Source organism: Rugamonas violacea, from assembly GCF_016461825.1.
Taxonomy (GTDB): domain Bacteria; phylum Pseudomonadota; class Gammaproteobacteria; order Burkholderiales; family Burkholderiaceae_D; genus Rugamonas.
The window spans coordinates 94,773-105,045 of sequence record NZ_JAEMNU010000051.1 but is presented as its reverse complement, the minus strand read 5'-3'; the positions used below and the strand labels follow the sequence as shown (position 1 = coordinate 105,045).

General features: G+C 65.5%; 10 protein-coding genes. All 10 read left to right on the top strand.

Going from position 1 to position 10,273, the window contains the following annotated elements:
- Positions 1 to 283: DUF4115 domain-containing protein (locus H7U20_RS11560; RefSeq protein WP_199759292.1), on the top strand; the 283-nt coding region annotated here is incomplete at its 5' end.
- Between the two features lie 16 nt (positions 284 to 299).
- The gene (ispG, locus tag H7U20_RS11555) at positions 300 to 1,568 is read left to right on the top strand and encodes a flavodoxin-dependent (E)-4-hydroxy-3-methylbut-2-enyl-diphosphate synthase (protein WP_199759291.1); all 1,269 of its coding nucleotides are present in this window, start codon (positions 300 to 302) and stop codon (positions 1,566 to 1,568) included.
- Positions 1,569 to 1,588: 20 nt separating this feature from the next.
- Positions 1,589 to 2,941, top strand: a complete 1,353-nt coding sequence (hisS, locus tag H7U20_RS11550; protein WP_199759290.1) for a histidine--tRNA ligase — start codon at positions 1,589 to 1,591, stop codon at positions 2,939 to 2,941.
- A gap of 76 nt (positions 2,942 to 3,017) precedes the next feature.
- Positions 3,018 to 3,671, top strand: a complete 654-nt coding sequence (locus H7U20_RS11545; protein WP_199759289.1) for a YfgM family protein — start codon at positions 3,018 to 3,020, stop codon at positions 3,669 to 3,671.
- 26 nt (positions 3,672 to 3,697) lie between these two features.
- Positions 3,698 to 4,843 carry an outer membrane protein assembly factor BamB gene (gene bamB, locus H7U20_RS11540; RefSeq protein ID WP_199759288.1) on the top strand — a complete coding sequence of 382 codons (1,146 nt, stop codon included), beginning with the start codon at positions 3,698 to 3,700 and terminating at the stop codon, positions 4,841 to 4,843.
- Positions 4,844 to 4,849: 6 nt separating this feature from the next.
- Positions 4,850 to 6,193: a ribosome biogenesis GTPase Der gene (der, locus tag H7U20_RS11535; RefSeq protein ID WP_199759287.1), complete on the top strand. Its 1,344-nt coding sequence runs from the start codon at positions 4,850 to 4,852 to the stop codon at positions 6,191 to 6,193.
- A gap of 162 nt (positions 6,194 to 6,355) precedes the next feature.
- Positions 6,356 to 6,592 (top strand): RNA chaperone Hfq, encoded by a 237-nt coding sequence (gene hfq / locus H7U20_RS11530; protein WP_008450615.1) that lies wholly within the window; start codon positions 6,356 to 6,358, stop codon positions 6,590 to 6,592.
- Positions 6,593 to 6,643: 51 nt separating this feature from the next.
- Complete coding sequence (gene hflX / locus H7U20_RS11525; RefSeq protein ID WP_199759286.1) at positions 6,644 to 7,903, top strand: GTPase HflX; 1,260 nt, start codon at positions 6,644 to 6,646, stop codon at positions 7,901 to 7,903.
- Position 7,904: 1 nt separating this feature from the next.
- Positions 7,905 to 9,203 carry an FtsH protease activity modulator HflK gene (gene hflK / locus H7U20_RS11520; protein WP_199759285.1) on the top strand — a complete coding sequence of 433 codons (1,299 nt, stop codon included), beginning with the start codon at positions 7,905 to 7,907 and terminating at the stop codon, positions 9,201 to 9,203.
- A complete protein-coding gene (gene hflC / locus H7U20_RS11515; RefSeq protein WP_199759284.1) occupies positions 9,203 to 10,099 on the top strand; it encodes a protease modulator HflC in 897 nt (298 codons plus the stop codon). Before hflK ends, hflC begins: the two co-directional genes overlap by 1 nt.
- Positions 10,100 to 10,273: the final 174 nt, after the last annotated feature.

The following is a 10,273-nucleotide window of genomic DNA, read 5'->3' as shown; positions in this document are numbered from 1 at the left end:
CGCCGCCGCCGTTGCCGCCGCGCCGCCGCCGCCGGCCGCCGCCAGCTCCAGCGCGCTGGTGCTGAAGGTCAACCAGGACTCCTGGGTCGAGATCCGCCGTCCCGGCGCCACCGCGCTGATCGCGCGCCTGGTCAAGGCCGGCAACACCGAGACCTTCGACATCAAGGACCCGGCCTTGCTGATCGTCGGCAAGCCCTCCGCCGTCGAAGCGACGCTGGGCGGCACGCCGCTGGCCTTGCCGCCGGTGGCCGGCGGCACCATCTCCCGCGTCAACATCAAGTAAGCCCTAAGCCAAGATTATGTCTTCTACGCATACAGCCATCCCTTCCGGACCGTCCAACCGCCGCGCCAGCCGCCGCGTGCTGGTGGCCCACGGCGCCCGCCAGATCTGGGTGGGCGGCGACGCGCCCGTGGTGGTGCAGTCGATGACCAACACCGACACGGCCGACGCCGTCGGCACGGCGATCCAGATCAAGGAGCTGGCCCGCGCCGGTTCCGAGCTGGTGCGCCTGACGGTGGACCGGCCCGAGGCCGCCGCCGCCGTGCCCTACATCCGCGAGCAGCTCGACAAGATGGGCGTCGACGTGCCGCTGGTCGGCGACTTCCACTACAACGGCCACACCCTGCTGAACGACTATCCCGACTGCGCCCGCGCGCTGTCGAAGTACCGCATCAACCCGGGCAACGTCGGCAAGGGCGCCAAACGGGACAGCCAGTTCGCTCAAATGATCGAAGTGGCGGCGCGCCACGACAAGCCGGTGCGCATCGGCGTCAACTGGGGCAGCCTGGACCAGGCGCTGCTGGCCCGCATCATGGACGAGAACGCCGGCCGCGCCGAGCCGTGGAGCGCCCAGGCCGTCATGTACGAGGCGCTGATCACCTCGGCCATCGAGAACGCCGTGCGGGCCGAGGAACTGGGCCTGGGCCGCGACAAGATCATCCTGTCGTGCAAGGTTTCCGGCGTGCAAGACCTGATCGCCGTCTACCGCGAACTGGCCCGCCGCTGCGACTATCCGCTGCACCTGGGCCTGACCGAGGCCGGCATGGGCAGCAAGGGCATCGTCGCCTCGACGGCGGCGCTGTCGGTGCTGCTGCAAGAGGGCATCGGCGACACCATCCGCATTTCGTTGACGCCCGAGCCGGGCGGCGACCGCTGCAAGGAGGTGGTGGTCGGCCAGGAGATCCTGCAGACCATGGGCCTGCGCAAGTTCACCCCGATGGTGATCGCCTGCCCGGGTTGCGGCCGCACCACCTCGACCACCTTCCAGGAGCTGGCCGACAACATCCAGACCTATCTGCGCGAACAGATGCCGGAGTGGAAGAAGAGCTATCCGGGCGTCGAGGCGATGAATGTGGCCGTCATGGGTTGCATCGTCAACGGCCCCGGCGAATCGAAGCACGCCAACATCGGCATCAGCCTGCCCGGCACCGGCGAGTCGCCGGCCGCGCCGGTGTTCGTCGACGGCCAGAAATTCGCCACCCTGCGCGGCGAGCGCATCGTCGAGGAATTCCAGGCGATCGTGCTGAACTACGTGCAAGCCAATTACAGCAAGACCGTCACCGCATAAAAAGAACAGAAGAGAACGCTATGTCCGAAACCAAAAAAGCCGAGAAGATTGTCGCCGTCAAAGGCATGAACGACGTCCTGCCGGGCGACGCCCACCTGTGGGAGCTGTTCCAGAACACCGCCCAGTCGGTGGTGCAGAGCTACGGCTTCCAGCAGATCCGCACGCCCATCGTCGAGAACACGGCGCTGTTCGCGCGCGCCATCGGCGCCGTCACCGACATCGTCGAGAAGGAGATGTATTCCTTCACCGATGCGATGAACGGCGACCAGCTGACCCTGCGTCCCGAGGGCACCGCCGGCGTGGTGCGCGCCGTGTTGGAGCACAACCTGGTCTACGAGGGTCCGAAGCGCCTGTGGTACACCGGCCCGATGTTCCGCCATGAGAAGCCGCAGCGCGGCCGCTATCGCCAGTTCTTCCAGTTCGGCTGCGAGGCCGTCGGCTTCAACGGCCCGGACATCGACGCCGAAATGATCATGCTGTGCCGCCGCCTGTGGGACGACCTGGGCCTGGAAAACATCCGCCTGGAGCTGAACTCGATCGGCGACGCCGAGGAGCGCGCGCGCCACCGCGTCGACCTGATCGCCTACCTGGAATCGCACGAAGCGCTGCTCGACGCCGAGGCCAAGCGCCGCCTGCACACCAATCCGCTGCGCATCCTCGACACCAAGAATCCGACCATGCAGGAGATGGTCAACGGCGCGCCCAAGCTGCTCGACTACCTGGGCGAGGAGTCGCTGGCCCACTTCAACGGCGTGCGCAAGATCCTCGACCACAACAACATCCCGTACGTGATCAACCCGCGCCTGGTGCGCGGCATCGACTACTACAACCGCACCGTGTTCGAGTGGGTCACCGACGAGCTGGGCGCCCAGGGCACGGTGTGCGCCGGCGGCCGCTACGATCCGCTGATCCAGATGTTCGGCGGCAAACCGACGCCCGCCGTCGGCTTCGCCATGGGCATCGAGCGCCTGATCGAGTTGATGAAGGCGGCCGGCGAGCCGGACCAGCCGAACCAATGCGACGTCTACCTGGTGCACCAGGGCGAGCAGGCCCAGTTGCAGGCCTTCGTGCTGGGCGAGCGCATCCGCGACGCCGGCCTCGACGTGGTGATGCACGCCTCGACCGCCAACGGTCCGGGCAGTTTCAAGACGCAGATGAAGAAGGCCGACGGCAGCGGCGCCGCCTTCGCCGTCATCCTCGGCGAGGACGAGGTGAACAACCACTCGGCCAGCGTCAAGGCGATGCGCGCGGCCGAAGGCGAGCAGCAGCAATCGACCGTGCCGTTCGACGACGTGGTCGACTTCCTGGTCGACCAGATCACCGGCGGCGACAACCACCACTATCATGTGCACGACGAGCACTGCAAGCACTAGGCAGTCCGGCAGTCCCGTAGTTCCGCAGTCGTTTTAACCCAAGCACGATCCACTAACCTTTACCTGACCAATACTCATGGCATACGATCTCGAAGAACAAGAACAACTGGCGACCCTTAAAGCGTGGTGGAACCAGTATGGCAACCTGACTTCCTGGGTGCTGATCGCGGGCATGGCCGCCTACTCGGGCTGGACCGGCTGGAACTACTACCAGGGCAAGCAGGCGAGCCAGGCCTCGGCCTTGTACGACGAGGTGCAGCACGCCATGCAGGGCAAGGACAACGCCAAGGTGCAGCGCGCCGCCGGCGACATGCAGAGCCGCTTCGCCGGCACCGCCTACGCGCCGATGAGCGCGCTGACGGCGGCCAAGAGCGCCTTCGAGGCGGGCGACATGAAGGTCGCCAAGGCCCAGCTGCAATGGGCCGCCGAGCACGGCGAGGAAGAGATCAAGGCGGTCGCCAAGCTGCGTCTGGCCGGCGTGCTGCTCGACGAGAAAGCCTACGACGAGGCGCTGAAGGTGCTGGCCGGCGACACGACGGCGCAGTTCGCCGGTGCCGTGGCCGACCGCAAGGGCGACATCCTGGTGGCGCAGAACAAGCTGGTCGAGGCGCGCGCCGCCTACCAGGCCGCGCTGGCCGCGATCGACAAGAAGAACCCGGGCCGCCGCCTGATCGAGTTGAAGTTCGAAGCCATCGGCGGCAGCGTGCCGGCCGACAAGGCCGCCGCGTAATCCAAGTCAAGAACAAGGTTAAATTTATGCGTATTACCGGAATAGTTGTTGGTGCAGGCCTGCTGGCGTTGACGGCGGGTTGCGGTTCGCTCAATCCGTTCGCGACCAAGGATCCGAAGACCCAACCGGCGCCGCTGGTCGAGCTCAAGTCCAGCATCGCCGTGCGCACGGCGTGGAAATACTCGGTCGGCAAGGCCGGCGTGGCGGTGTTCTCGCCGGCGCTGGCCGGCGACAGCCTGTTCGTCGCCGACGCCGACGGAGCCATCGCGCGCCTCGACGCGGCGAGCGGCAAGGAACAATGGCGCATCAAGGCCGGCGTCGACCTGACCGCCGGTGTCGGCAGCGACGGCAAGGTGGTCGCGGTCGGCGGCGTCAAGGGCGCCATCCTGGCCTTCGACGGCGGCGGCAAGGCCTTGTGGAAGGCGCAGGCGTCGAGCGAGGTGCTGTCCTCGCCGGTGGTGGGCGGCGGCGTGGTGGTCGTGCGCAGCGTCGACAACCGCATCACCGCCTACGAGGCCCAGACCGGCGTGCGGCGCTGGTCGGTGCAGCGCACCACGCCGGCCCTGACCCTGCGCAACGCGCCGGGCATGGTGGTCGACGGCGCCAACGTCTATGTCGCCCAGCCGGGCGGCAAGCTGCTGGCCTTGACGCTGGCGGCCGGCGTGCCGCGCTTTGAGGTGGTGGTCGGCGAGCCGCGCGGCGCGACCGAACTGGAACGCGTCACCGACATCGCCGGCACGCCGGTGGTGTTTGAAAAAGACGTTTGCGTGGTCTCCTACCAGGGCCGGGTCGGCTGCTTCGACGCCGCCACCGGCGTGGCGCGCTGGACCAAGGACACCTCGTCGGACACCGGCGTGGCCGTCGATCAGCGCTTTGTCTTCGTCGCCGACGACAAGGGCGCCGTCTCCGCCTACAGCCGCGAAGGCGGGCAGAGCGCATGGAAAAACGACAAGCTGGCCCTGCGCCGCTTGTCTACCCCGCTGTCGTACGGTCGCGCAGTCGCGCTCGGCGACTACCAGGGTTACATCCACTTCCTGTCACGGGAAGATGGAGCTTTAATAGGTCGCGTCAGCACCGACGGCAGCCCGATCCAATCGGTACCCGTCATCGCCGGCACGAATTTGATTTTTCAAACCCAATCAGGGACAGTGACCGCTCTCGCGGTCGAGTAATACAAAATGAAGCCGGTAATCGCACTAGTGGGTCGACCCAATGTTGGGAAATCGACCTTATTCAATCGTCTGACCCGCTCGCGCGACGCGCTGGTGGCGGACTTGCCTGGGTTGACGCGTGATCGTCACTATGGCGAGGGCCGTGTCGGCGAACGTCCCTTCCTCGTCATCGACACGGGCGGCTTCGAGCCGGTCGCCAAGGAAGGCATCATGTTCCAGATGGCGCTGCAGACCAAGCAGGCCGTCGCCGAGGCCGACGTCGTCGTCTTCCTGGTCGACGGCCGCCAAGGCCTGACGCCGCACGACAAGACCATCACCGACTTCCTGCGCAAGAGCGGCAGGCCGGTGCTGTTGGTGGTCAACAAGTCGGAGGGCATGCGCTACACCGCCGTGGTGTCGGAGTTCTACGAGCTCGGCCTGGGCGACCCCTACGCCATCTCGTCGGCCCACGGCGACGGCGTCACCGACCTGGTCGACGAGGCGCTCAACCTGGCCTTCGCCCAGCGTCCGGACGAGCCGGAGGAGCTGGAGAAGGTCGACCGCGGCATCAAGATCGCCCTGGTCGGCCGTCCCAACGTCGGCAAGTCGACCCTGATCAACACCCTGCTCGGCGAAGAGCGCGTGATCGCCTTCGACATGCCGGGCACCACCCGCGATTCGATCGAGATCCCCTTCGAGCGCGAGGGCAAGCAGTACACCCTGATCGACACGGCCGGTATCCGCCGGCGCGGCAAGGTGTTCGAGGCGATCGAGAAATTCTCGGTGGTCAAGACGCTGCAGTCGATCTCCGAGGCCAACGTGGTCGTGCTGCTGCTCGACGCGCAGCAGGACATCTCCGAGCAGGATGCCCACATCGCCGGCTTCGTGCTGGAGACCGGCCGCGCGCTGGTGGTGGCCGTCAACAAGTGGGACGGCCTGCGCTCGGACGAACGCGACGAGATCAAGATCGACATCGACCGCAAGCTCGATTTCCTCTCCTTCGCCAAGACGCACTTCATCTCGGCGCTGAAGTCGCAGGGCATCGGTCCGCTGATGAAATCGCTCGACGCCGCCTACGCGGCGGCCATGGCCGACCTGTCGACGCCGAAGCTGACGCGCGCGCTGATCGAGGCGGTGGAGAAGCAGGAGCCGCGCCGCAAGGGTTCGATCCGACCCAAGCTGCGCTACGCCCACCAGGGCGGCATGAACCCGCCCGTCATCGTCATCCACGGCAACGCCCTGGACGCCGTCGGCGAGCCCTACAAGCGCTACCTGGAAAAGCACTTCCGCGACACCTTCGCCCTGGTCGGCACGCCGCTGCGGATCGAATTGCGCACCGGTAAGAATCCATTCAATAAAACGCAGAAATAATATGATTTATGCAGGTGCGCCCTGCAAAGATGGCGAAAACAGGTTACAGTAGCCTCAAAGCATCACTCTCCCGGTGGGAGGGTGGTGTTTCTGCACTAGGAAGCACTTGAAATCGAGCGAATCGCCTCCAATTCCTACACAACAACATAAAACGGAGCTGTTATGAGCAACAAAGGGCAACTGTTACAAGACCCATTCCTCAATGCCTTGCGCAAAGAGCATGTTCCTGTCTCGATCTACCTGGTCAACGGCATCAAGCTGCAGGGACATATCGAATCCTTCGACCAATACGTCGTTCTGCTGCGTAACACCGTCACCCAGATGGTCTACAAACACGCCATTTCGACCGTGGTGCCGGCCCGCGCCGTCAACCTCAACATCGAATCCGAAGCGGAATAAGCGATTGCGCCATTCGCTCCACCGCCTCCCAGCCTCCCGTCTGAACGCCTTATGCGCGCAGCTCTAGTCGGCGTCGACTTCGGTCAAGGCGACTTCGCCGCCAGCGTCGAGGAACTGCAGTTGCTGGCCCGCTCGGCCGGGGCCGATCCGGTCACGACCATCACGGCCAAGCGCTCCAGTCCCGACGCCGCGTATTTCGTCGGCAGCGGCAAGGCCGACGAAATCGGCCTCACCGTGCTCGACCATGGCGTCGAGATCGTCATCTTCAACCACGCCCTGTCGCCGGCCCAGCAGCGCAATCTGGAAAAGCGCCTGAACATCCGCGTGCTCGACCGCACCAGCCTGATCCTCGACATCTTCGCGCAACGCGCCAAGAGCCACGAGGGCAAGCTGCAGGTCGAGCTGGCCCAGTTGCAGCATCTGGCCACCCGGCTGATCCGCGGCTGGACCCACCTGGAACGGCAAAAGGGCGGTATCGGCCTGCGCGGTCCCGGTGAAACCCAGCTGGAGACCGACCGCCGCTTGATCGGCGAGCGCGTCAAGGCGCTGCGCGCCCGTCTCGACAAGCTGCGCAAGCAGCACGAGACGCAGCGCCGCGCCCGTGGCCGCAACCAGACCTTCTCGGTGTCGCTGGTCGGCTATACCAATGCCGGCAAGTCGACCCTGTTCAACGCGGTGACCAAGGCCGGCGTGTACGTCGCCGACCAGTTGTTCGCCACGCTCGACACCACCTCGCGCCGCGTCTACATGGGCCAGGAAGTGGGCAACGTGGTGATCTCCGACACGGTCGGCTTCGTGCGCGAATTGCCGCACCAGCTGGTGGCGGCTTTCCGCGCCACGCTGGAGGAAACCATCCACGCCGATCTGCTGCTGCACGTGGTCGACGCCGCGTCGCCGGTGCGCATGGAGCAGATCGAGCAGGTCAACCTGGTGCTCAAGGAAATCGGCGCCGATCACATTCCGCAGATTTTGGTGTGGAACAAGATCGACGCCGCCGGCCTCGAACCGCTGGTCGAGCGCAACGAGGAGGGCGGCCTGTCGCGCGTCTTCATCAGCGCCCACACCGGCGCCGGCCTGGATTTGCTGCGCGACGCCATCGTCGAATCGGCCAGGAAGGCGCCCGCCGCCCAGCACCTGTATGCCGACGGCGACGGCGCGGACCTGCAACGCGAGTGGCAGGACTGGCAGGACCAGCAGGATCAGCAGGATCAGCAGGACCAGGATTTGACGGACCAGCGCGACCCGGACCAGGCTGACGACGCTGGCGGGCCGGATAGTATTCCAACCTTCACTCATGTCGGATCACATTAGCATGCTTGTCTCCTCTCTCATGAAAAGAATCGGCTTGAAGCTGTCGCTGAACGACCCGCGTTGGGGTTCGGGCAACAAGGACGGCAACAAGCAAGCCCAAGAAGGCAAGAAGCCAGGCGAGGGACCTCCCGACCTGGATCAGCTGTGGCGCGATTTCAACCAGCGCCTGAACGGCCTGTTCGGCCAGAAGAACCGTCCGGACAACTCCGGCGGCGGTGGCGGCGGACGTCCCGACATGAAGGGCGCGGGCATCACCGCCGGCGCCGTCGGCGCGGTGGCCGCGCTGATCTGGCTGGCCAGCGGCTCGTTCATCGTGCAGGAAGGCCAGACCGGGGTGGTGTTCACCTTCGGCAAGGTCAGCCACACCACGCCGGCCGGCTTCAACTGGCGTTGGCCCTACCCCTTCCAGCACGACGAGACGGTCAACGTGTCGCAGGTGCGCACGGTCGAGGTCGGCTATCGCTCGAACATCAAGAACAAGCAGGCGCGCGAATCGCTGATGCTGACCGACGACGAGAACATCATCGACATCCAGTTCGCCGTCCAGTTCAAGCTGAAGGACCCGGTGTCCTGGCTGATCAACAACCGCGACGCCGAGGAAACCGTGCGCCAGGTCGCCGAGACCTCGATCCGCGAGATCGTCGGCAAGAGCAAGATGGACTTCGTGCTTTACGAGGGCCGCGAAAAGGTCGCCTTCGAAACGCAGCAGCTGATGCAGCAGATCCTCGACCGCTACGCCTCCGGCGCGCAGATCACCAACGTCACCATGCAGGGCGTGCAACCGCCCGAGCAGGTGCAGACCGCCTTCGACGACGCCGTCAAGGCCGGCCAGGACCGCGAGCGGCAGAAGAACGAAGGCCAGGCCTACGCCAACGACGTGATTCCAAAAGCGCGCGGCGCCGCCTTCCGCCTGGTGCAGGAGGCCGAAGCCTACCGTTCGATGGTCACCGAGAACGCGGTCGGCAACGCCAACCGCTTCAAGCAGGTGCTGGCCGAGTACCAAAAGGCGCCGGCCGTGACGCGCGACCGCATGTACCTGGAAACCATGCAGCAGATCTTCTCCAGCGCCAGCAAGGTGATGGTCGACGCCAAGTCGGGCAGCAACCTGCTGTACCTGCCGCTGGACAAATTGATCGCCCAGGCCGCCGCCAGCGACGCCGCCAGCGCCTCGGCCAAGGCCGCCGCCGCCGCACCCGCCGCGACCGGCGTGTTGCCGCCGGAGCTGATGCCGACGGTCGAGATGTCGCGTTCGCGCGACGGTCGGGCGCGCGAATCCTCACGTGATCGGGAGAGCCGTTAATGAATCGTATAGTCACCACCCTGATCGCCGGCTTCATCGCCTTGATGCTGCTGTCCTCGACCGTGTTCGTGGTCGACCAGCGCCGCTACGCCATCGTCTTCGCCTTGGGCGAGGTCAAGGAAGTGATCAGCCAGCCGGGCCTGCACTTCAAGCTGCCGCCGCCGTTCCAGAACGTGCTGTACCTGGACAAGCGCATCATGACCATCGAGTCGCCCGAGGCCGACCGCTTCATCACGGCCGAGAAGATGAACATCCTGGTCGACGCCTTCGTCAAATGGCATATCGTCGAGCCCAAGCTGTACTTCGTCAGCTTCGGCGGCGACGAGAGCCGGGCGCGCGACCGCATGTCGCAGATCGTCAAGGCGGCGCTGAACGACGAGATCACCAAGCGCACCGTGCGCGAAGTGATCTCCGGCCAGCGCGGCAAGGTGATGGAGGCGATCCGCGGCAAGGTCGTGCTGGAAGCCAAGCAGATCGGCGTCGAGATCATCGACGTGCGCCTCAAGCGGGTCGACTACGTCGAGCAGATCAACAACTCGGTGTACGACCGCATGAAGGCCGAGCGCGTGCGCGTGGCCAACGAGCTGCGCTCGACCGGTTCGGCCGACTCCGAGAAGATCCGCGCCGACGCCGACAAGCAGCGCACGGTGATCCTGGCCGAGGCCTACCGCGACGCCGAGAACATCCGCGGCGAGGGCGACGCCAAGGCCTCGCAGACCTATGCCGAGGCGTTCGGCAAGAACCCCGAGTTCTACAAGTTCTACCGTAGTCTGGAAGCCTACCGCGCGACGTTCAAGAACCATGGCGACGTGATGGTGATGGATTCGAGCTCCGACTTCTTCAAGTACTTCAAAGGTTCCGGCGCCGCCGGCGGCGCCGCTCCGGTCAAAAAGTAAGCCCCCGCGGGCCGGGGCGGCAGCGCGGTTTTCCACGAGAAAGCCGCCGCTGACGCCGCCGGCCCGCGGCTTTTTGCCGGCTCCCCACGCGAATTTATCCATTCGCTTTCCGTTTTCGCGTAAAATATCAGGTTCGGCCTTCCGCTTGACGGTCGCGGCCACGCGCCTCATGTT